Origin of the sequence: Pseudomonas syringae (assembly GCF_021606685.1) — a bacterium.
GTDB classification, from domain to species: domain Bacteria; phylum Pseudomonadota; class Gammaproteobacteria; order Pseudomonadales; family Pseudomonadaceae; genus Aquipseudomonas; species Aquipseudomonas syringae_R.
Genome location: NZ_WKCB01000005.1, coordinates 119,872 through 140,557, shown reverse-complemented (window position 1 = coordinate 140,557; position 20,686 = coordinate 119,872). Strand labels below are relative to the sequence as shown.

At 60.6% G+C, this 20,686-nt stretch carries 23 protein-coding genes and 1 riboswitch; of the genes, 10 read left to right on the top strand and 13 right to left on the bottom strand.

Annotation, left to right across the window (positions count from 1 at the left end):
- Positions 1–41 precede the first annotated feature (41 nt).
- From GIW02_RS03880 to GIW02_RS03865, 4 genes are all read right to left on the bottom strand, one after another.
- Positions 42–1,406: a DUF1329 domain-containing protein gene (locus GIW02_RS03880; protein WP_236411215.1), complete on the bottom strand. Its 1,365-nt coding sequence runs from the start codon at positions 1,404–1,406 to the stop codon at positions 42–44.
- A gap of 44 nt (positions 1,407–1,450) precedes the next feature.
- Complete coding sequence (locus tag GIW02_RS03875) at positions 1,451–3,322, bottom strand: DUF1302 domain-containing protein (protein WP_236411214.1); 1,872 nt, start codon at positions 3,320–3,322, stop codon at positions 1,451–1,453.
- Positions 3,323–3,652: 330 nt separating this feature from the next.
- A complete protein-coding gene (locus GIW02_RS03870; protein ID WP_236411211.1) occupies positions 3,653–5,335 on the bottom strand; it encodes a fatty acid--CoA ligase in 1,683 nt (560 codons plus the stop codon).
- A gap of 265 nt (positions 5,336–5,600) precedes the next feature.
- Positions 5,601–6,233 (bottom strand): LysE family translocator, encoded by a 633-nt coding sequence (locus tag GIW02_RS03865; protein WP_010213066.1) that lies wholly within the window; start codon positions 6,231–6,233, stop codon positions 5,601–5,603.
- Positions 6,234–6,318: 85 nt separating this feature from the next.
- Here GIW02_RS03865 and GIW02_RS03860 point away from each other — a divergent pair, with 85 nt between their 5' ends.
- The 3 genes from GIW02_RS03860 to GIW02_RS03850 all read left to right on the top strand — a co-directional run bounded on the left by GIW02_RS03860 (position 6,319) and on the right by GIW02_RS03850 (position 9,158).
- On the top strand, positions 6,319–7,284 hold the full coding sequence (locus GIW02_RS03860) for a 2-hydroxyacid dehydrogenase (RefSeq protein WP_236411210.1): 966 nt from the start codon (positions 6,319–6,321) through the stop codon (positions 7,282–7,284).
- A 30-nt stretch (positions 7,285–7,314) separates the two neighbouring features.
- Positions 7,315–8,313: a class I SAM-dependent methyltransferase gene (locus GIW02_RS03855; RefSeq protein WP_236411208.1), complete on the top strand. Its 999-nt coding sequence runs from the start codon at positions 7,315–7,317 to the stop codon at positions 8,311–8,313.
- Between the two features lie 50 nt (positions 8,314–8,363).
- Positions 8,364–8,485: riboswitch (yybP-ykoY riboswitch) on the top strand.
- An 88-nt stretch (positions 8,486–8,573) separates the two neighbouring features.
- A complete protein-coding gene (locus GIW02_RS03850) occupies positions 8,574–9,158 on the top strand; it encodes a TMEM165/GDT1 family protein (protein ID WP_049709951.1) in 585 nt (194 codons plus the stop codon).
- Positions 9,159–9,283: 125 nt separating this feature from the next.
- On the opposite strand, the gene GIW02_RS03845 is transcribed toward GIW02_RS03850, so the two are convergent.
- Entirely contained in the window at positions 9,284–10,102 is an 819-nt protein-coding gene (locus tag GIW02_RS03845) for a M48 family metallopeptidase (protein ID WP_236411207.1), read from the bottom strand.
- Between GIW02_RS03845 and GIW02_RS03840 the strand changes: the two genes are divergently transcribed.
- Complete coding sequence (locus GIW02_RS03840; protein WP_236411206.1) at positions 10,101–10,292, top strand: hypothetical protein; 192 nt, start codon at positions 10,101–10,103, stop codon at positions 10,290–10,292. The genes GIW02_RS03845 and GIW02_RS03840 overlap by 2 nt on opposite strands.
- A gap of 76 nt (positions 10,293–10,368) precedes the next feature.
- On the opposite strand, the gene GIW02_RS03835 is transcribed toward GIW02_RS03840, so the two are convergent.
- The 3 genes from GIW02_RS03835 to GIW02_RS03825 are packed head-to-tail and all read right to left on the bottom strand — an operon-like array spanning position 10,369 to position 11,481.
- Positions 10,369–10,989 carry an SOS response-associated peptidase gene (locus GIW02_RS03835; protein WP_236421778.1) on the bottom strand — a complete coding sequence of 207 codons (621 nt, stop codon included), beginning with the start codon at positions 10,987–10,989 and terminating at the stop codon, positions 10,369–10,371.
- 37 nt (positions 10,990–11,026) lie between these two features.
- Complete coding sequence (locus GIW02_RS03830; RefSeq protein WP_236411205.1) at positions 11,027–11,287, bottom strand: putative signal transducing protein; 261 nt, start codon at positions 11,285–11,287, stop codon at positions 11,027–11,029.
- Between the two features lie 11 nt (positions 11,288–11,298).
- Positions 11,299–11,481 carry a CPXCG motif-containing cysteine-rich protein gene (locus tag GIW02_RS03825; protein WP_236411203.1) on the bottom strand — a complete coding sequence of 61 codons (183 nt, stop codon included), beginning with the start codon at positions 11,479–11,481 and terminating at the stop codon, positions 11,299–11,301.
- Between the two features lie 133 nt (positions 11,482–11,614).
- Between GIW02_RS03825 and GIW02_RS03820 the strand changes: the two genes are divergently transcribed.
- The gene (locus tag GIW02_RS03820) at positions 11,615–12,778 is read left to right on the top strand and encodes a 1-acyl-sn-glycerol-3-phosphate acyltransferase (RefSeq protein WP_236411202.1); all 1,164 of its coding nucleotides are present in this window, start codon (positions 11,615–11,617) and stop codon (positions 12,776–12,778) included.
- 122 nt (positions 12,779–12,900) lie between these two features.
- On the opposite strand, the gene GIW02_RS03815 is transcribed toward GIW02_RS03820, so the two are convergent.
- Positions 12,901–13,158 (bottom strand): hypothetical protein, encoded by a 258-nt coding sequence (locus GIW02_RS03815; protein ID WP_236411200.1) that lies wholly within the window; start codon positions 13,156–13,158, stop codon positions 12,901–12,903.
- 184 nt (positions 13,159–13,342) lie between these two features.
- Here GIW02_RS03815 and GIW02_RS03810 point away from each other — a divergent pair, with 184 nt between their 5' ends.
- Positions 13,343–13,552, top strand: coding sequence for a hypothetical protein (locus tag GIW02_RS03810; RefSeq protein WP_236411198.1), 210 nt, complete (start codon positions 13,343–13,345; stop codon positions 13,550–13,552).
- Between the two features lie 66 nt (positions 13,553–13,618).
- On the opposite strand, the gene GIW02_RS03805 is transcribed toward GIW02_RS03810, so the two are convergent.
- Complete coding sequence (locus tag GIW02_RS03805) at positions 13,619–14,203, bottom strand: YajG family lipoprotein (RefSeq protein ID WP_236411196.1); 585 nt, start codon at positions 14,201–14,203, stop codon at positions 13,619–13,621.
- A 194-nt stretch (positions 14,204–14,397) separates the two neighbouring features.
- Between GIW02_RS03805 and GIW02_RS03800 the strand changes: the two genes are divergently transcribed.
- The gene (locus GIW02_RS03800) at positions 14,398–14,631 is read left to right on the top strand and encodes a hypothetical protein (protein ID WP_236411194.1); all 234 of its coding nucleotides are present in this window, start codon (positions 14,398–14,400) and stop codon (positions 14,629–14,631) included.
- A gap of 728 nt (positions 14,632–15,359) precedes the next feature.
- Entirely contained in the window at positions 15,360–16,868 is a 1,509-nt protein-coding gene (mqo, locus tag GIW02_RS03795; protein ID WP_236411192.1) for a malate dehydrogenase (quinone), read from the top strand.
- A gap of 69 nt (positions 16,869–16,937) precedes the next feature.
- Here the strand turns inward: mqo and GIW02_RS03790 are convergent, their stop codons facing one another.
- The 3 genes from GIW02_RS03790 to GIW02_RS03780 all read right to left on the bottom strand — a co-directional run bounded on the left by GIW02_RS03790 (position 16,938) and on the right by GIW02_RS03780 (position 18,515).
- Positions 16,938–17,225 (bottom strand): PA4642 family protein, encoded by a 288-nt coding sequence (locus tag GIW02_RS03790; RefSeq protein ID WP_236411191.1) that lies wholly within the window; start codon positions 17,223–17,225, stop codon positions 16,938–16,940.
- Positions 17,226–17,417: 192 nt separating this feature from the next.
- Positions 17,418–17,897, bottom strand: a complete 480-nt coding sequence (locus tag GIW02_RS03785; protein ID WP_236411189.1) for a hypothetical protein — start codon at positions 17,895–17,897, stop codon at positions 17,418–17,420.
- Positions 17,898–17,957: 60 nt separating this feature from the next.
- Complete coding sequence (locus GIW02_RS03780; RefSeq protein ID WP_083360114.1) at positions 17,958–18,515, bottom strand: hypoxanthine-guanine phosphoribosyltransferase; 558 nt, start codon at positions 18,513–18,515, stop codon at positions 17,958–17,960.
- A 164-nt stretch (positions 18,516–18,679) separates the two neighbouring features.
- Between GIW02_RS03780 and upp the strand changes: the two genes are divergently transcribed.
- Together upp and GIW02_RS03770 are read left to right on the top strand one after the other, a co-directional pair.
- Complete coding sequence (gene upp, locus GIW02_RS03775) at positions 18,680–19,318, top strand: uracil phosphoribosyltransferase (RefSeq protein WP_135287439.1); 639 nt, start codon at positions 18,680–18,682, stop codon at positions 19,316–19,318.
- Between the two features lie 2 nt (positions 19,319–19,320).
- The gene (locus GIW02_RS03770) at positions 19,321–20,595 is read left to right on the top strand and encodes a uracil-xanthine permease family protein (protein WP_101266579.1); all 1,275 of its coding nucleotides are present in this window, start codon (positions 19,321–19,323) and stop codon (positions 20,593–20,595) included.
- Positions 20,596–20,686 lie beyond the last annotated feature (91 nt).

The window sequence follows — 20,686 nt, the reverse complement described above, 5'->3', positions numbered from 1 at the left end:
TCGGGGGCAAGCCCCCTCCCACATTGAGACGCTGGTACGACTTAGCGAACACCATCCTGGCGCAGGGCCGCTGGGGTGAAGTCGCTGGTGGTGGCGGTGAAGCCGAAGTCGTAGGCCTGCTTCTCTTCGTTCTTCATGCCCAGGGCCAGGTAGCGGCCGGACTGCAGGTCGTAGAGGGTTTCCAGGGCGTACCACGGCACTTGTTTGTCGTAGTAGTTCTCGGCGTGGGCTTCAGCGACGCGCCACAGTTGGCCACGACCGTCGTAGTGGTCGATGACCGACGCTTGCCAGGTGTCTTCATCGATGAAGAAGTCACGCTTGGCGTAGATGTGACGCTGGCCTTCCTTCAAGGTCGCCACCACGTGCCAGACGCGGCGCAGCTCATAGCGTGCCAGGTCCTGGTTGATGTGGCCGGCCTTGATGATATCGGCGTACTTGAGCTTGGGATCATCGATCTTGTAGCTGTTGGAGGCGATGTAGATTTCCTTCTTGCCTTCCAGTTTCCAGTCGTAGCGGTCCGGCGCACCGTTGTACATGTCCAGGTTATCGGACGTACGCAGGCCGTCGGCCGCAGTACCCGGGCCGTCATACGACACTTGCGGGGCGCGGCGAACACGGCGCTGACCGGCGTTATAGACCCACGCCGAGCGCGGCTCCTTCACTTGGTCGAGGGTTTCGTGCACCAGCAGCACACCACCGGCCAGACGCGCCGGCGCGGTGACTTGCTGCTTGAAGTAGAACAGCACGTTGCCCGGGTTTTTCGGGTCGAAGTCCTTCATCTTGTCGCGGAACACAAACTGGTCTTTGAAGTACACCAGGCTGTAGGAACCGTTGGTTTGCGGCGTAGCCTGGGTAACCAGGCGCGTCACGCTGCCACCGCGATAACGGGTGATGTGGTTCCAGATGACTTCAACGCCGCTTTTGGGAATCGGGAACGGTACCGCAGTTTCGAAGTTTTCCAGGCCGTTGCCGCCGGACACCAGGTTGGTGGTGGTGGCGTTCTTCTTGATGGCCGCGAACACATCCGCCGGCACTGTGGCACCGCGATGGGTCGGGTACACCGGCATCTTGAAGGAGTCCGGATAACGCTTGAACATCGCGTACTGCCCCGGCGCCAGCTTGTCCTTGTACTGCTCGACGTTCTGCGCAGTGATGGTGAACTGCGGTTGTTCGCTGGCGTAAGGGTTGGCCAGGAAACCACGGGCATCGACAGCGCCGGCGTTGGTCGGCAGGGGTGACCATTTAGGAATGGTACCGGCCGCGTTACCGGCCATTTCGGCGCCCATCGGGGTCAGGGTGGTGCCCAGCTTGGCGGCTTCATCCGCCGACACTGCCGCCATGACGTTGCTCGCCAGGATCGACAGCCCAAGCACACCCACGTGCAACAGATTTTTAGTTATTTTCATGTTCTGGTTCTTCCCGAAAATACATGCATCTGAAAAGAGTGGGCTTAGAAGTTCGCGCCGAAACTCAGGGCGACGAAATCACGGTCAACCGAGGTGTTGTAGTCACCACCGAAGAAGTTGGTGTACGCAAGGCTGGCGGTGTAGGTGTTTTGATACTCAGCATCCAACCCCAGGCTTACCGCTTTGCGACCTTCTTCGAAGTTGCCGCCAGGGCCAGGCGAATAACCACTCACATCATGGGACCAGGCCACGTTGGGCTTGAGGTTCACCCCGGCAAACACATCCGGGTATTCCCAGATTGCCCGGCCACGGTAGCCCCACGACGTGGAGGTAGTGAAACCGTCGTTGTTGCAGTTTTTGGAAACGTTGCTGGCATCGGCGCCAGGCCCTGCCCCGCCGATGGTGCCCGCGTTAAGCGTTGCGCAGAGCGGACCTTGCCCTGGGCCGTACACCGGGTCACGCCCGTACCGCGCTTCAGACTTGCTTTCCAGGCCACCCACATGGGTCACGCCGACTTCACCCACCAACGTCAGGCGGCTTGCCCCCATCACTTGATCGAAGAAGTGCGTGAAGGTGGTCTGGAACTGGGTCAATTCCTTGCGACGATAACCGTGCAGATCCTGGTCAGCAGCGCCCTGAAGTGGCGAGGCCCCACCCAGGCCGATCAATGGCGTCACACCTGCATACAGAATGTCGGTGGTGTTGAGTTGCACAGGCGCATTCGGGCGGTAGCTCAGTTCACCGCTCCACGCGGTGCCTGTCGGCAAGGTGGTGGAGAAGCTCAAGCCATACAGGCGGATATCCTCGGGGTACTCGACGAAGTAGCTAGAGTTACCGGCCACGATCAATGGCCGCAGGCTTGAAGCCGGGCCACCGGTCAACGAGTTGGCAGCGGCATAGGTCGCCGCCGAGGCACCTGTTGCGCTGAAAATCGGCGCACGGCTGTGGTAGTTCATGAAGTACGCGCCGAACTCGGTGTCCAGCGGCTCGAAGTTGTAGTGCATGGCCACGCCAAACTGGCCACTGTCGCGGGCGTCACGGTCAGCGCCGCGCTTGACCAGCACGCCCTCTTCGTTGATGTCCACGCCAAAGTTGTTGAGCACCGGCAAGCCACCGCCTGCGGCAACCGTTGAACGCTTGCCGAGCAGGCGCAGGTTATCGCTGCAACCATCGGCGATCACATCGGGCTGGGAGAAGAAGGTGCCGCAGTTGTCCGTGACCGTTTGGTCCCATTCCAACTGGTAGAACGCCTCAGCCGACAAGTTGTCGGTCAGCGACTGCGAAACGTAGAACATGTTGACCGGGATCAGGCCTTCCTTGATTTCAGCCCCCGGACGCCGGAACGCCGACACGTCAATCGGGTTCACCGAGTTGATACCGCCGCCGATGAAGGTACTTTCACCCCAGCTCACCACTTGCTTGCCGAAGCGCACCGAGCCGGGAGCATCCGCGATGGAGTAGTTGTGGTAGATGAAGGCATCGAGAATCTGCCCGCCAGAAGACTTGGCGCCTTCTTTGCGGTTGTGGTCGCTGATGTCCTTGAACTCGCGGTTTTCATCCTTTAGCTCAAAGTCATACCAGTACTTGCCGCGCACAAACACACCGGTGTCGCCGTATTTCAGCTCGAGGTCATGAATGCCCTTGAAGATCTTCGAGAAGGTCTCGCCACGCTTGAAGTTCAAGTGCCCGTCATCGGACGTCTGCGACAACCCCTTGCCACCGTTGTTAACGCCAATGAGGTTGCGGTCGGGCTTGGCGGTCGACCAACTGGCCCCCACCGACAGCGACGAGTCAAAACTCCCTTCGATTTCACCGATATTGAAGCTGACGCCGAATGCGGGCCCGGCGAGCGTAGAGGCGAGACTGACGGCCAGGGGCAGTTTTGCCCGGCGCCAGAACTGGTTTACTGAGGTCATCGTCGCTACTCCATGTGCATTATTGTTATGGCAGTGAGTTCTTTCTGTGATGCGTGTAACGGCCGGAATACAACGATTCCAATGCCGCTCGGCAGCCGAGCCCCCATGGCCCGAAGCGGAACATCCTTGAAAAACTCTGGAAGGGACTATAGCCAGCAGGGGGTATCGCTTGATCCCTCTAAAGTGTGATTTGCATCACCGACGCCTCTGCCACAACCCTTTCGCCATGTCGACGAGAGCCGACGCGGCAAGGATGGCTGATATTTGGCAAATCACAAGTAAAGGTGCGAGATAGAGCATTGCCGCGCCTTTCAGGCGCGGCCGATCAGCTCAGAGGGTGGACAGGAACGTGCTGTTGTTGGCCTGCCATTCGACGATGTCGATACGGATACGTTTTTTATCGAGCTTGCCGACGCTGGTCTTGGGAATTTCCGTAACAACGGCGATCTGGCTTGGAATCGCCCATTTGCTCAAGTGGCCCAATTCGACAAAAGGCTTGAGATGCTCCTTGAGCTCCCGGGCACCTATCACATGGCCATCACGGACCACCAGTAACGCAAACGGGCGCTCGCCCCACTGCGGGTCGGCGATGCCCACCACCGCTACTTCGCGTACCGCCGGGTGACGGCTGACCAGGTCTTCGAGGGCCAGCGAAGAGACCCACTCGCCACCGGTCTTGATCACATCCTTGATGCGGTCGCGTATATCGATCACGCCAAATGCATCCAGGGTGGCCACGTCGCCGGTGTGCATCCAACCGCCGGCCCACAACTCGGCGCCCTTCTGCGGCTCGTTGAAATAGCCTTCGCTGAGCCAAGGCGCGCGCAGCACCAGCTCGCCCTGGGACTCGCCATCGGCGGGCAGGAAATTACCATCGCTGTCGATGATCGCCGCCTCCACCAGCGGCCCCGGCACGCCGGCCTTGATGCGGTAAGTGGTGCGCTCGTCCTCGGTGCCGGCCATCAGCTCTTCATTGAGGTGGGCACACGACACCAGCGGCCCCGTTTCGGACATGCCGTACGCAGCCGTCAGTTGAATCCCACGGGCCTTGGAGGCTTCATACAGCGAACGGTTGAGCGCGCTGCCGCCGATAACGATTTTCCAGCCGCCAAAATCCACGCCTTGAGCAGCCTTGGCGTTGAGCAGCATTTGCAGGATGGTCGGCACGCAATGGGAGAACGTGACCTTCTCCTTGCGCCACAGCTCCACCAGGTATTCAGGGTCGTAGCGCCCGGGGTAGACCTGTTTCAGGCCGAGCATGGTCGCCACATACGGCAGGCCCCAGGCGTGCACGTGGAACATCGGCGTGATCGGCATGTACACGTCGTTGGTGCCCAGCAGACGCACACTGTCGACGCTGCCCATGATCGTCGCCACGCCGATGGTGTGCAGCACCAGTTGGCGGTGGGTGAAATACACGCCCTTGGGGTTGCCGGTGGTGCCGGTGGTGTAGAACGTGGTGGCGACGGAATGCTCGTCAAAATCCTCGAAGTCGTACGTGGGGCTGGCGGCGGCCAGCAGGGTTTCGTACTCGCCGACCAGGTTGGGCAACTCGGCGGTGTTGGACTCGCCGTCGGTGAGCAGCAGGGTCTTGTCGACCGTAGTGAGTTGACCGGCAATGGCCTGGTAGAGGCCCACGAACTCACTGTTGACCAGCACAAAGCGGTCCTCGGCGTGGTTCATGGTGTAAAGAATCTGTTCTGGCGAAAGGCGCACGTTGATGGTGTGGATCACCGCGCCAATCATCGGGATGGCGAACATGCATTCCAGGTAGCGATGGCTGTCCCAATCCATCACCGCCACGGTGTCACCGGCCTTGACCCCGGCCTCGGTCAACACGTTGGCCAGGCGCGCGACGCGTTCGATCAGCGTCGGGTAGGTGTAGCGCAGCTTGTCGCGGTAGACGATTTCCCGGGTTTTCTCGTAACGCGCCCCGGACATCAGCAGGCGTTTGATCAACAGCGGGTATTGGTAAGCGCCTTCGGCGGGCGGGATGACACGGGTCTGCAACATACGAATCCCTTTTTATGACTGCACGGTCTTGGCTTGAAGACCTGCACTTTAGAGACCTTATGTTTCAGCCAAATCAGCCAAAGGAATGATTTGCAGACCCAGCAAATGCTAGCTTTGCGCCATTATCGGGACCTTGCCGACAACCAAAATGGGAGCGGGCTTGCTCGCGAATGCGGGGTATCAGTCGGTAAAGCGTTGACTGAACCAGCGCATTCGCGAGCAAGCCCGCTCCCACATTTGAGCTGTGGTCACTCGAAACTAGCGTTTACTTCATGCTGGTGAAGGCGAGTTTTACACCGATGGCGATCAGCACCGCGCCCATGGTGCGATCAAACCAATGCCCCATCCGCGCAAAGCCTGCGCGCACACGTTGCTGACTGAACAGCATCGCCACCAGGCAGAACCACAGCGCCGTGGCCACCGCCAAATACACCCCGTAACCCGCCTGAATTGCCAGCGGTGTGTGCGGGTTAATCACCACGGTGAACAGCGAGAGAAAGAACAGCGTGGCCTTGGGGTTCAAGCCATTGGTCACGAAACCTGCGGTAAACGCGCCGCGAGGGGTGCGCTCGCCTGCTTCGCGGTGCAACTCACCTTCGGCGGCAGGCTTGGCAGGCTGCGCACGCAGGGCCTTGAAGCCGATGTACAGCAGGTACGCGGCGGCCGCCCACTTGAGCGCGTTGAACAGCACAATGGACTGGGACACGATCAAGCCGATACCGAGCAGCGAGTAGCCCACATGCAGGAAAATCGCCGAGCCCACGCCCAGCGCGGTCCATGTGCCCGCACGCCGGCCGTGGGTAACACTTTCGCGCACCACGACGGCGAAATCCGGGCCGGGGCTGGCCACCGCCAACAAGTGAATCAGGGCTACGGTCAAAAACTCGGCGGCGTACATGCTCACTCCAATTACGTAACGGATTATTTCATCTGATAGGCTCGGCAGATTACGCCTTCGAACCCTCTCGCAAAAGGTACAGTTGATGACGAACAATTGCCGCGCCGTCTTCCTTGATCACCCGTCCCTGGACCTGGGCGACCTCGACCTCAGCGAGCTGCGCCACAGCTTCAGCGACCTGCAGCTGTTTACCGACACCACGCCGCAGAACGTGGTTGAACGCCTGCAAGGGGCTCAGGTCGCGATCAGTAACAAAATCGCGCTCAACACTGAAACCCTGGCGGCCTGCCCGGACCTCAAGCTGATCCTGGTGTCGGCCACCGGCACCAACAACATCGACCTTGAAGCCGCGCGCGCCCACGGCATTACCGTCAGCAACTGCCAGGGCTACGGCACGCCGTCGGTGGCGCAGCACACCCTCATGCTGTTGCTCAACCTGGCGACGCGCCTCAAGGACTACCAGCGCGATGTGGCGGCCGGCAAATGGCAACAGGCCAAGCAGTTTTGCCTGCTGGATCACCCCATCGTCGAGCTGGAAGGCAAGACCCTCGGCCTGCTCGGTCACGGTGAGCTGGGCAGCGCCGTGGCGCGCCTGGCCGAAGCCTTTGGCATGCGCGTGGTACTCGGCGCGATCCCTGGCCGCCCTGCGCGTGCCGACCGCGTGCCGCTGGATGAGCTGCTCACGCAGGTCGACGCACTTACCTTGCACTGCCCGCTCAACGAACATACCCGCGACTTCATTGGCGCCCGCGAGCTGGCCCTGCTCAAGCCAGGTGCGTTTGTGGTCAACACCGCGCGCGGCGGTTTGATCAACGAACAGGCCTTGGCCGATGCCCTGCGCAGCGGCCATCTGGGCGGCGCGGCCACCGATGTGCTCAGCGTGGAGCCGCCGGTGCAGGGCAACCCGCTGCTGGCCGACGACATTCCTCGGCTGATCGTTACGCCCCACAATGCGTGGGGCAGCCGCGAGGCGCGGCAACGCATCGTCGGCCAATTGGCGGAAAACGCCCGGGGCTTTTTCAGCGGCGCCCCGTTGCGCGTTGTGAGTTGATAAACTGCGCCCCTTTTCAAGGAGCAGACCATGGATCCGCGCAGTGAAGTACTGCTTCGTCAGGCCGAACTTTTTCAAGGCAACGTGCTGCTGGTAGGGTTGCCTGCCGACGATTTGCTCGGTCGCCTGCCCAACGCCCACGGCTGGTGCTGGCATGCCGGCGACCAGGCGGCACTCGACGCACGTTTCCCCGAGCGCAGCCAGTTCGGCGTCCACGTGCCCGAGCGCGGGTTCGATGCTGCGGTCATCTTCCTGCCCAAGTCCAAGGACCTCACCGATTACCTGCTCAACGCCGTGGCCGCGCGCCTGCCGGGTGCCGAGCTGTTTCTGGTGGGGGAGAAAAAAGGCGGTATCGAAAGCGCCGCCAAGCAAATGATCCCCTTGGGCAAACCGCGCAAGCTCGATAACGCGCGGCATTGCCAATTGTGGCAAGTGACCGTGGCCAACGCCCCGCAAGCCGTTGAGCTGGAGCGCCTGGCGCAGGTCTTCGAGGTACCGCTGGCCGAGGGGCCGCTCAAAGTGGTGAGCCTGCCGGGTGTGTTCAGCCATGGCCGACTGGACCGCGGCACCGCGTTGTTGCTGGAGCATTTGGATAAATTGCCGAGCGGCCACTTGCTGGACTTTGGTTGTGGCGCAGGTGTGCTGGGCGCTGCGGTAAAACGTCGCTACCCGCACAACACGGTGACGATGCTGGATGTGGACGCCTTCGCCGCCGCCAGCAGCCGTCTGACCCTGGCCGCCAATGGCCTCGAAGCCGATGTGCTGACCGGTGACGGCATTGACGCGGCGCCGATGGGCTTGAACGCGATTTTGAGCAACCCGCCGTTCCATGTCGGCGTGCACACCGACTATTTCGCCACCGAGAACCTGCTGCGAAAAGCGGCGAAACACCTGGCAAAAGGCGGCGAACTTCGCCTGGTTGCCAACAGCTTCCTCAAGTACCAGCCGCTGATCGAAGAGCATCTGGGTGTGTGTGCGATCAAGGCCGAGGGCAACGGGTTTCGCATCTACCGTGCCAAACGCGGCTGACGGGCGTTTGAAAAAGAAGGCTTGCCGAATGGGTTTTGCCTAGGCAGAATCCGCTCCGTCCTAGGGGAGTAGTCTCCCACGAGCGCCATGCTCGTCCGGCATACGTCAACATACTTGGTCAACAGACCATGGCGTATGCGACCCAGGAGTCCGCACAGACGGACCGGGGTTTGACAAGACCTATGACACGAACACCTTACCCGGGGCGGGAAGGCTGTACGTGTCATAGCCGTGTCGACCCGCCCCTGGAAACTTACCTGATGCTGGATTCACTACTGGTTCCTACCGCAATCGTTGCCTTGGCCGAAATCGGCGACAAGACGCAACTGCTCGCACTCATTCTCGCTGCTCGCTTTCGCAAGCCCTGGCCGATCATCGCCGGCATCGTTGCCGCGACCCTGGCCAACCATGCGGCCGCCGGCGCCGTGGGCGCCTGGTTCGGCAGTTTCTTCTCGGATGCAGTGCTGCACTGGATACTCGCGGCAAGCTTCTGCGCCACCGCGTTGTGGACTCTGGTGCCGGACAAACTCGACGATGACGAAGCCAGCACCACGCGCAAATTCGGGCCATTCCTGACCACGCTGATCGCGTTCTTCCTCGCCGAAATCGGTGACAAGACGCAGATCGCCACGGTGATGCTGGCGGCGCAGTACCCGGAACTGTGGCTGGTGATTATCGGGACGACCGTGGGCATGCTGATTGCCAACGTGCCGGTGGTGCTGGCGGGCAATTTTGCCGCAGAGAAGCTGCCGCTGACCTTGATTCGTCGACTGGCCGCCACGGCGTTTTTCATCCTGGCGATTGTGGCGGTGTACAAGGCCATGCAGAGCAGCGGTTGGATCTAGACCTGTAAACCCAATCAAATGTCGGAGCGGGCTTGCTCGCGAAGGCAGAGTGTCAGTCAACGATGTTGTGACTGATGTAGCGCTTTCGCGAGCAAGCCTGCTCCCACATTTGGATCTTCAAAGGGTCAGGATTTTTTAGCCTGTTGGTAAAGCGGCATCACCTTGGGAATCGCCGCTTGCAACGAGGCGATCCGGCTGTCGGAAGCCGGGTGAGTGCTCATGAATTCCGGCGGCGAGCCTTCCGATGCCTTGGCCATCTTGTTCCACAGCGTGATGGCCGCGTTCGGGTTGTAGCCGGCACGAGCGGACAGCTCCAGGCCGATCAGGTCGGCTTCGTTCTCATTGCTGCGGCTGTTGGGCAAGGTCATGCCGTAGTTGGCCACCGTGTCCGCCAACGCGAGGCTGTCTTGGCCGAGGCCGAACAACGCACCCGCCCCCTGCTTCGCCATCTCGATCCCGTAAGCCTTGGACATGGCTTCACGGCCGTGCTCACGCAGGGCGTGGGCGATTTCATGCCCCATCACGGCGGCCAGTTCGTCATCGGTAAGCTTGAGGTTATCGATCAACGCGCTGTACACGAAGATCTTGCCGCCAGGGCCGCAGTTGGCGTTCATCTCATCGCTCTTGATCAGGTTCACCTCCCACTTCCACTGCGCCGCATCGGGGCGGAAGGTAGGGGCCTGGGCGATCAAGCGTTTGGCGATAGCCTGCACGCGCTTGGCGTTGGCGCTGGTCTTGTCCACCAGGCCTTTACCACTGGCTTCGCCCAGGGTCTGCTGGTAGGACTGGGCATACATCTGGTCGACTTCCTGGCTCGACAGCATGCTGAACATGTACTGCTTGCGCTCCACCCCGACGGCGCCGCCGCTGGTGGTGTTGACCGACTGGCAACCTGCCAGCAACATCGCTGCAACCAATCCACTTACCGCCAATGATTTCTTCATGAACCGTCTCCCTGAAAACATGGCGCGTATCGTAGGCGGTCATGTGCATCTGCGCCAGATACATAAGACGTTTAACTGCGAAGTTTCCGACAAATCCCACGCACAGGCGCTGCTGATTCATCAGTTCAGGTCTGAAGATTGCAGAGGCTTTGAGGCCGCCTTCGCGAGCAAGCCCGCTCCCACACGTTGATCTGCGAATGCATTCAAAATGTGGGAGCGGGCTTGCTCGCGAAGGGGCCAGTCAACCTGACCCAACACTCACTGACTCAATCCGGCGTCAGGCACTCCGGCCCATTGAGCTTGGGATCATTGACCATATTGGCCAACACCCGCTCGCGCAGCGCCGCGGGCTCACTGGCCAGCAACCCCTGCAACACATGCAACGGCGTCTCAGGGTTAAGCCAGGCGTCCTGCCCCGCCGCGTCCAGAATCAACGGTCGCCGCTGGCTCTGCGCTGCCTGGGTCACCACCGCCGTGCTCAGCCACACCTGTTCCTGCACCGGGTACGCTTCCCAGATCGCGGCAAAAAACAAGGTGGAGCCCTCCCCCGGCGTCAGCCAGTAGGGGCGCTTGCGCTGGGTGCCGCGCCATTCATAGAAACCATTGGCGGGCAGCAGGCAGCGGCGCTGGCGAAACGCTTCGCGGAACATCGGTTGCTCGGCCAGGGTTTCGGCACGGGCATGGGCCGGGGTGCGGGAAAGGTCGGTCAGCCAGGGCGGCGTCAGGCCCCAACGCGCGCGGGCCAGGGTGCGCTGGCCTTCGCTCAGGCGCTGGATCAACACCGAATCATTCGGCGAAAGGTTCCACTGGGGTTGCTGGTCGGCCGGAAAACCGGGCAAAGCAGCAAAGGCAGGATTCCAGCGAAACAGGGCATAACGTCCACACATGGGGCAACACAACTCTTGGGGTAAACCGACCGACAGCCTAACAGACCAACACGTCGGGGAAGCTGTCGGGTTCGTCGCCGGGCACCGGCTGCGCGCCGATATAAGCGGTGATCAACTCACGGGCGGCAACCGCCCGGTCGTTATCGACCTCCAGCCCCAGCAGGCCGAATATCGGCAGTTCGCCGGTGCCGCCGAGCAGATGACGCCCCACCAAATGCGCCTCGATGCCTTCACTGGCGAGCATCTGTTGCAGCAGCTCGCCTTCCATCAGGTTTTCCGGTTCGTAGATTCGCTGCATGGGCGTACCTGTCATTCATTTTCGCTGCGGACCGTAAGCATCCATTCGCCATCGTGCACTTGCAGGTCGAACGTAATCGGCCGGCAACATACCGGGCAGTCTTCAATATAGGACTGATCGCCGCCGGAAAGGTCCAGCACCGCCTCGGCCCGTTCACCACAATAAGGACAATCGTACGACTCGGTTTCCAGCATCGCAGCCTCCAAGGTGACTTGTGCGTATAATCGCCGGTCTATTTACAGGGCTATTCTTAGGCCGGGCCCATTACTCGGACCGCACCCTGGTATTTCCTTTACTTACCCTAGCCGTTTCTAACAAGAGAGCATGATGGGCGAATTCGATACCATCCGACCTTACAACGACAGCGAAGTCCCGGCAGTGCTGGACCGGCTGTTCAGTGACAAGGCCTTTCTGGACATCCTGACCCACTTTCGCTTCCCGCGCTTTGCCGGCGCCCTGGGCTGGCTGCTCAAGCCGATGATCGCCCGCAAACTACGCCGTGAGTTCGCCGGCGTCACCACCGTGGCTACGCTGCAGGACAAAGTCGAGTACTACGTCGACCACACCATTGACCGCGCGACCGACGGCGTCACCTACACCGGCGTCGAGCAGCTCAAGTCCGGCACCGCCTACCTGTTTTTGGCCAACCACCGCGACATCGTGATGGACCCGGCCTTCGTCAACTATGCCGTGTACCACGCTGGTCTGCCGACGCCGCGTATCGCCATCGGCGACAACCTGCTGCAAAAGCCCTTTGTCAGCGACCTGATGCGCCTGAACAAGAGCTTCATCGTGCACCGCTCGATCACCGGAAGAAAGGAGAAGATGGCGGCGTTCAACCTGCTGTCGGCCTACATCAACCATTCGATCCGCAATGATTGCCAGTCGATCTGGATCGCCCAGGCCGAAGGCCGTGCCAAAGATGGCGATGATCGCACCGAGTCGGCGATCCTCAAGATGTTCCACGTCAGCCGCAAGGACGAGCCGTTTGCCGAGGTGATCCAGTCCCTGAACCTGACGCCGGTGTCCATCAGCTATGAGTATGACCCGTGCGACTCGGCCAAGGCGCGCGAGCTGTATATCCGCGCCACCACCGGCACCTACACCAAGGCGCCGGGCGAAGATGACGTGAGTATCGCCCTGGGCATTACCGGTTACAAAGGCCGGGTGCACGTGAACTTCGCGCCGCCGATCACCGAGCGTTTTGAAGACACCAAGCTGCTGGCAGTGGAAATGGACCGGCAGATTCTCGGCGGTTACCGCTTGTTCCCGGTGCACTACCTGGCCTACGCCCAGTGGAGCGACGCCGACCCGCAATTGCAGGTGCCGACGGCGGCCGAGGTGTTCCCGGCAGATGAACTGGCCAAGGCCAAGGCGGAATGGGAGCGCCGCCTGAACGAATGCCCGGCCGAGCACCGGCCATTCCTGGTGGTGCAATATGCGACGCCGGTGCGTAATCAGTATCGGGTTAAAGCCGGAATCCCTCTGTAAACACAAACATGAAAATGTGGGAGCGGGCTTGCTCGCGAATGCGGTCTGTCAGTTGAAGAATAAGTCGACTGACACTTCGTATTCGCGAGCAAGCCCGCTCCCACATTGGTTCTGCGGTGTTTTTAGAGGTGCGTGCTGATCCAAGAGGTCAGCAGCGCCAACCCCAGGCAGGCGAACCCGATGCGGTACGCCACGCGATGCGCCCGTTCGGTGCGCACGTCCAGGAACAGCATGGGCTGGTCGATCGCGCGGTCTTCGCTCTGCGCGGTCAGTTCAGCCATCGCGCGCTGCTCGCGCAGGCGGGTAATGAACAGCAGCGCTGCACCCGGGCAGGCCACCAGTAAAGCCACAACATTGATCAATAGTGCGGGCAACGCCATCACAAACCTCAGTAAAACAGTGTCTGGGTACAGGTTCAGTCACACCTCTGAACGATAGTGGTTTCCAGCGCCGGAAACGCTCCATCCCCCATTGACGATTAATGTATCCAGTAATTTACAGCGTCACCTGAACGTCACCTTAACAGGCCACTCTGGCTGTCCTTCGAACGTTCGGGAGCTTGTCATGCTGCACGCACACAACCAGGATCGGCTGTACTTGATTACTCCAAGCGATGAGCAAGAGGCGCTGATCGGCAGCCTCGCGTTCAACGTCCAGGACCGCCACTGGCTGGTGTACTGCGCCCTCGGAGGGCACCAGCATGCGGACTCGCCGGAAGCGGATTTGCTGACCGGGGTGAGCCTGCTGGACTTCTGTATCGACACCGCGGCATAAAACTCAAGGCGAAAAAAAACCGGGCTCAGCGATGAGCCCGGTTTTTTTGTGAAGCGCTGTCAGCTGTTATTGCGCACTGAGCAGCGAACCGATGCTTGGGTCCTTGAACAGGCGGGTCAAGGCGTCACTCAGGACGTCGCTGACCAGCTTGGTGTTGGTTTCCTGGTTCGGCGACATGCCGAAGCGCTGGTTGAGCGAAGCACCGTAACGGCCGCTGTAGCGACGGGTACCGGCGCTGACGTCGGACTTGAACGTCGCGCCGATCGACGCTTCAGTCACATACAGGCCGTCTTTGGGCGACTGGTACTTGAGTTCAGCCAGGGTAATGGTCAACTGAGGCGCGCCCGGCGAATTGGCCGGGGTGAAGCCCAGCAGGCGCACAGCGGCTTCGGCCTGGGCTTGCAGCTTGGGCAGCACGTCCTGAGCGTTCACCGACACCAGCGCGGTTTCAGGGTAAAGACCGCCACGCGAACCCAATGTTGGCGATGGGCGACCATCCACCACACGCACCGACACCGGCTGACCGTGGCCCACCGGGGCCAACTGCGTGGTGATTTTCGGTTCAGGGCTGAGTTGTTGCGGGCTGTTGGCGCAGCCAACCAGGGTCAAACTGGTCACAGTGATCAAACCGAACAACAGGCGTTGCAACATGCTCTTCTCTCCAGAAATCAGGTACCGACAGGCCGGCAGTATAGCGGGGCGCCACGGCCGGGAACTAGCGACAGTTACAACCTGTGACCTATCCCTGGCGTCGCGGTTCGATGTCACCGAGATGTCACAGCCGTTACATGGGCTCGTCATGCCAGGCTGACATGCTTGGCCTCAATCTCAGGAGGTTGATCGCCATGCATTTTCTCTGGTCGTTGTTCACCCGCAAGCCCACTGTTCGCCAGTTTGCCCTGCTCGATAGCCAGGGCCGCTGCCAAGCCTTCAAAGCGTGCTGCCAGCCGCCCGCCGGTGATGGCTGGGTGGAAATCGAGGAGATTCGCCTGAGCTGGATGCACCGCCCGCTGCCGTCTCACGCCCGGGTAAGCGCACGCCGCGCGCAGTCGCCACGGCAGCAGGCGTTGGCCGCCTGACCGAACGCCTAATAAAAGTCATAAAACACGCCCATTTCCCTGACGTTCTTCGCTACAATCTCCCCCCGATTATAAGGACGTCTCCTGATCGGGCCTCGCAGCATCGTTAATGCCTCGGTATTAACCTCCAAGAATCGCCCACAGAGAGCCGCCCACACAGATCGAGTGAAGCTGGCGCGCTTGCTGTTTTCTTTGCAAACCACCCGCCTTTACCGAATCTGCCAGAGCTGCCATTGCGCTCGGCCACTTGAGTTGTTTGCCCGTTTTTGCCGCGTGTCGGCAAGGTTTTCCGGGCCAGGTGCCAGGCTGGGGCAGCCCTTTTTTGAGGTTCACGTCTTCAAAAGAGCGTGAAAAAACGGGTTTTCACAACTTCACAAGAGTGTGGCGAGCAAATGAATAGTTTGGCGTTTGTACAAGCACCATCAGCGTCTGGAACAGCCCAACCACACAGGACCGAGCACGCCTTGAAAACCGGAGCTTGAGCCTGTCCGCTACGGATTGGTTGCACGAATCGCACGCTTTGACCATAAGTCGAATTGCCACAGGCGCCCATGAATGCGTTCATAGGCAGATTAGCCCGGCAGGAAGCGTGCGCTGAAGTTGCAAAGAATTGCGAATCGGACATGGCGATCCTGGCCATGGGTAACCTGGGGCAACACGTGAAACGCCCCGTCACTCCTGGCAGCCATGCCGTCAATTTGGTGCTGCAGATTTTGGAGACGCGTTAAATGGCGCATAACGAAGCAGTCGACGTAGTTCTGGTAGGGGCCGGCATCATGAGTGCCACCCTGGCCGTGCTGCTCAAAGAGCTCGACCCCGGCCTCAAGCTGGAAGTCGTTGAGCTGATGGACTCGGGTGCCGCGGAAAGTTCCAACCCGTGGAACAACGCCGGTACCGGTCACGCCGGGCTGTGTGAGCTGAACTACACCCCGCAGGCGGCCGATGGCTCCATCGACATCAAAAAAGCCGTGCACATCAACACCCAGTTCGAGGTGTCGAAGCAGTTCTGGGCGTACCTGACCAAAAAAGGCACCTTTGGCTCGTCCAAGTCCTTTATCAGCCCGGTGCCGCACCTGAGCTTCGTGCAGGGCGAGAAAGGCGTGGACTTCCTCAAGAAGCGCTTTGAATCCCTCAGCCGGCACCACGCGTTTTCGGACATGCACTACACCGAAGACCGTAATGAGATGGCCGAGTGGATGCCGCTGATGATGCCGGGCCGCCCGCTCGACGAAAAAATCGCCGCCACCCGCGTGATGAACGGCACCGACGTCAACTTCGGCGCACTGACCAACCAGTTGCTCGGTCACCTGATCAGCTCGCCGGACGCGCAGGTCAAGTACCACAAGCGCGTCACCGGCCTCAAGCGCAACGGCGCGGGCTGGACCGTGAGCATCAAGGACGTCAATAGCGGCAATACCCGCGAAGTGGACGCCAAGTTCGTGTTCCTCGGCGCCGGTGGCGCAGCCCTGCCGCTGCTGCAGGCTTCGGGCATCGAAGAAAGCAAAGGCTTTGGCGGCTTCCCGGTCAGTGGCCAGTGGCTGCGCTGCGACAACCCGGACGTGGTCAAGCACCACCAGGCCAAGGTCTACAGCCAGGCTGCCGTGGGCTCGCCACCGATGTCCGTGCCGCACCTGGACACCCGCGTGGTCGATGGCAAGAAATCGCTGCTGTTCGGGCCATACGCAGGCTTCACCACCAAGTTCCTCAAGTACGGCTCGTTCCTGGACCTGCCGCTGTCGATTCGCGCCGGCAACATCGGCCCGATGCTGGCCGTGGCCCGCGACAACATGGACCTGACCAAGTACCTGGTCAGCGAAGTGCGCCAATCGATGGAACAGCGCTTGGAGTCCCTGCGCCGCTTCTACCCTGAAGCGAAAGCCGAAGACTGGCGCCTGGAAGTGGCCGGCCAACGGGTGCAGATCATCAAGAAAGACCCGAAAAAAGGCGGCGTGCTGCAATTTGGTACCGAGCTGGTCGCGGCCAAGGACGGTTCGCTGGCGGCGCTGCTGGGTGCGTCTCCGGGTGCTTCGGTGACTGTTTCGATCATGCTCGAACTGATCGAGCGTTGCTTCCCCGAGAAGGCTGCAGGCGAGTGGGCGACCAAGCTGCACGAGATCTTCCCGGCGCGGGAAAAGGTCCTGGAGACGGATGCCGAGCTGTACCGCAAGATCAACGCGCAGAACAACATCAGCCTCGAGCTGGTTGAACCTGCCGCCGAGACCGAGAGCTACGCTTGAGGTCGTGACGCGATAAAAAACGCCCCGTTCTCGTGATGAGAACGGGGCGTTTTTTTATGCCTCGGGCAATCAGCCGCGGGCGTTTTTGATCAACTCGATGTACTCATCGGCATTGCGCTGGTCCTTGATCAGCTCGACGAAGGTCTGGCCATGCTCGTCCTTGCCATCCAGGTCCAGGCCGGCTTCCTTGAAAAAGCCCAGGAAGCGCTCGAAGTCGTCGATACGCAGGCCACGGTAGGCCTTGATCAGTTTGTGCAGAGACGGTGAGGTTGCGTCGACCGGCTCAAAGTCCAGGAACAACTTGATCTGATCGTCGCCGATCTCGTCACCAATCACCTGTTTCTTATCTTTACGCATTACCGACTCCAGCCTGCAGACATTTACACGGGGGTTGAAGTCTACCTGCGGCGTGCAAGCTTCGAAAGCACCGGAGATCCAATGTGGGAGGGGGCTTGCCCCCGATTGCGGTGTATCAGCCAGCTAATGTATTGCTGACATACCGCTATCGGGGGCAAGCCCCCTCCCACATTTTGATCTTGAGTGTTGTGGCTATTTTGTACGCACAGCGCCGGTGTGCAGGTCTGCCCAGATATGCCCGTTGGCATAACTGAGGAACTGCACGTACACCGTGTCGTTGCGCAGCAGGTCGACGATCACGCGGTACTGCGTCATCGGGTAGGACAAGGTCAGGGTTTTGCTGTTGTCGTCGAATACCGGCTTTTTCAGGCTTTTGCTTTCGGCATCGAAATTGAGCACCACCTGGGCAATGCTTGCGCCTTTGTTCAAGGGCTTGCCCTTGAGGCGGATCATCAACGGCGAGGTCACCGGGATCGGCTGCTGGTTGGATTGGCGCTGGTTACCCACCACTACCGCGTACTCGGTGACTTGCAGCAATTGCTGCTGGTCGGGGGTTTCGGCGCGCAGGGTCAGGTCATCCGGCGGCAGGAACTGGCTGTGCAAGGGGGCAGCTGCCAGCGGCAGGCTGAGGGTCAGCGCCAGGGCGGCGCACGTGCGAATCAACAGGCTCATGAACAGCTCCAGACGCAGGGGCCAAGCACGATAGCATGACAACCCTGCGCCGGGCCGGGATCACATGCCTTTGACGGCGAAGATCCCATTGGCGTTGCGCCAGTAACCTTTGTAATCCATGCCATAACCGAAGATATAGCGGTCGATGCACGGCAGGCCAACGTAATCGGCTTTGAGGTCCGGACGGGCCTTGCGGTCGTGGTCTTTGTCGATCAGCACGGCGGTGTGCACGTTGCGCGCGCCGGCGTGTTTGCAGAAGTCGATGATTGCACCCAGGGTATGACCTTCATCGAGGATGTCGTCGATGATCAGCACGTCACGGTCAATGAACGAGACTTCCGGCTTGGCCTTCCAGAACAGATCGCCGCCGGTGGTTTCGTTGCGATAACGGGTGGCGTGCAGGTAGGACGCTTCCAACGGGAATTGCAGATGCGTCAGCAATTTGCCGGCGAAAATCAGACCACCGTTCATCACGCAGAAAACCACCGGGTTGGTGTCGGCCATTTCGCGGGTGATGTGTGCGCCAACCTTGGCGATCGCTTCTTCGACTTGCGCTTCGGTGTACAGGCAGTCAGCCTCGCGCATGATTTGACGGATATGCTCGAGATCAGCGGACATAGCGCTCTCCAAGGGGGTGCTGTGGCAAGAAAAGCGGGCGAAGGTACGCTTCTCATGCGCTCCGAGCAAGCCTTAATGGACTAACGTACTAGATGTCTATAGGACAACACCCTCGGATAGATTAATCTAGGCCGGTTTTTTTGCCCGCCGCCGGAGCCTTTCCCATGCCCACTCGCGAGATCCGCCACCCGCTGATCCGACACAAACTCGGCCTTATGCGCCGCGCCGACATCAGCACGAAGAATTTCCGTGAGCTTGCTCAGGAAGTCGGAGCGCTGCTCACTTACGAAGCCACCAAAGATTTGCCGCTGGAAAACTACGAGATCCCCGGTTGGGCCGGTCCCGTCCAGGTGGAAAAAATCGCCGGTAAGAAAATCACCGTGGTGCCGATCCTGCGCGCCGGTATCGGCATGCTCGAAGGCGTCCTCAGCCTGATTCCGGGCGCCAAGGTCAGCGCCGTGGGCGTGGCCCGCAATGAAGAAACGTTGCAGGCCCACACCTACCTGGAAAAACTCGTCCCGGAAATCGACGAGCGCCTGGCCATGATCATCGACCCGATGCTCGCCACCGGCAGTTCCATGGTCGCCACCATCGACCTGCTCAAGAAAGCCGGTTGCAAGGACATCCGCGCCATGGTGCTGGTGGCCGCGCCCGAAGGCATCGCCGCCGTCGAAAAAGCCCACCCGGACGTGCAGATCTACACCGCCTCCATCGACGAGCGCCTGAACGAACACGGTTACATCATCCCAGGCCTGGGCGATGCCGGTGACAAGATCTTCGGCACCAAGCAGAAGGACGCGTAAGCATGCAGGATGAATTCAACGACCCGCTTTGGCGCCAGATCCTGTCTGGCGCACAAATGCTCTTCGTGGCATTTGGCGCGCTGGTGTTGATGCCGCTGATCACAGGTCTTGATCCAAACGTTGCACTGTTTACCGCCGGTTTGGGCACGCTGCTGTTCCAAGTGGTGACAGGGCGGCAGGTGCCGGTGTTCCTGGCCTCGAGCTTCGCCTTCATTACCCCGATCATCCTCGCCAAGGGCCAGTTCGGCCTCGCGGCGACCATGGGCGGGGTGATGGCGGCCGGTTTCGTCTATACCTTCCTGGGCCTGGCCGTGAAGATCAAAGGCACCGGTTTTATCGACCGACTGCTGCCGCCGGTGGTGATCGGGCCGGTGATCATCTCCATCGGCCTGGCCATGGCGCCCATTGCCGCCAACATGGCGATGGGCAAGTCCGGCGACGGTGCCGAGCTGATCCATTACCAGACGGCGATGCTGATCTCGATGCCGGCGCTGCTGACCACGTTGATCGTGGCGGTGTTCGGCAAGGGCATTTTCCGCCTGGTGCCGATCATCTCCGGCGTGCTGGTGGGCTTTGCCATGTCGTTCTACTTTGGCGTGGTCGACACGGCGAAGATCGCCGCTGCGCCGTGGTTCGCCCTGCCCCACTTCACCGCGCCGGAATTCAACTGGCAGGCGATCCTGTTTATCGTACCGGTGGCCCTGGCCCCGGCGATCGAACATATCGGCGGGGTAATTGCGGTGGGCAGCGTGACCGGTCGCGACTACCTCAAGAAGCCGGGCCTGCACCGCACGTTGCTGGGTGACGGCATCGCCACCACGGCAGCTGGCCTGTTTGGCGGCCCGCCGAACACCACCTACGCCGAAGTGACCGGCGCAGTGATGCTGACCAAGAACTACAACCCGAAAATCATGACCTGGGCGGCGGTATTCGCCATCAGCCTGGCGTTTATCGGCAAGTTCGGCGCCCTGCTGCAAAGCATTCCAGTGCCGGTGATGGGCGGGATTCTGTGCCTGCTGTTCGGCTCGATTGCGGCCGTCGGCATGAACACGTTGATCCGCCACAAGATCGACCTCGGTGAGGCGCGCAATCTGGTGATTGTGTCGGTGACCCTGGTGTTCGGGATTGGCGGTGTGCTGGTGGGTACCGGCACCGGCCCGGATGACTTCGGCCTCAAGGGCATCGCCCTGTGCGCGGTGGTGGCGATTGGTTTGAACCTGCTGCTGCCGGGCAATGATGGCTGGAAGAACAAGAAGCCGGATGAGCCGTTGCTGTAACGATGCGGTGTTGCTGATGGCCTCATCGCGGGCAAGCCCGGCTCCCACAGGGAAATACATTCCAATGTGGGAGCCGGGCTTGCCCGCGATG